Source organism: Haloferax sp. Atlit-6N, from assembly GCF_003383195.1.
Lineage (GTDB): Archaea > Halobacteriota > Halobacteria > Halobacteriales > Haloferacaceae > Haloferax > Haloferax gibbonsii.
The window spans coordinates 1-545 of sequence record NZ_QEQJ01000151.1 but is presented as its reverse complement, the minus strand read 5'-3'; the positions used below and the strand labels follow the sequence as shown (position 1 = coordinate 545).

The 545-nt window shown below is 55.4% G+C and carries 1 protein-coding gene; it reads left to right on the top strand.

The window, feature by feature from the left end; genetic code table 11:
* Positions 1-91 precede the first annotated feature (91 nt).
* On the top strand, positions 92-545 hold a 454-nt coding region (locus tag DEQ92_RS21675), incomplete at its 3' end, for a helicase-related protein (RefSeq protein WP_342764759.1).

Sequence of the window (545 nt, the reverse complement as noted above, 5' to 3'; positions counted from 1 at the left end):
TATCCGACGAGAGGGTGACATCGTTCGGGGAACCGGCCTTCGCTCGGAGAAGTACGAGACGTATCCCGAATTACAACGGGTCGACGACAAGATGGAGGAATTGTTCGCCCGGCGTGATTTCTGGCCGGTGATGTACCACTCGGGACACTCTCGAGACGTCTGGAACCAGTTTGCGATGGAGTGGTTCAGAGCAGATGGCTACGCGAACGTAATGTTCAGCGTCAAAGCACTGATCGAGGGTGTTGACGTTCCAGATGCCGATATGGGGATTATTCGAGTTTCAAGTGGGAGTGTCCGACAGCGGATCCAGACGCTCGGCCGAATCCTCCGGACTGGTGACGACCCCGACAGTAAATCCGAACTGTGGGTGTTGTATGCGCGAGATACTGTTGATGAGAACATCTTCCGAAACTACGACTGGGAAGAACAGCTGGGGAACGCCGAGATCAACCACTACAAGTGGGAAACCGAAGACGAACTGCTCGAAGGATCAATCGTCCCCACGAACGAGCCGCTCCCACAGCCGGGTGAATACACCGAGCCTG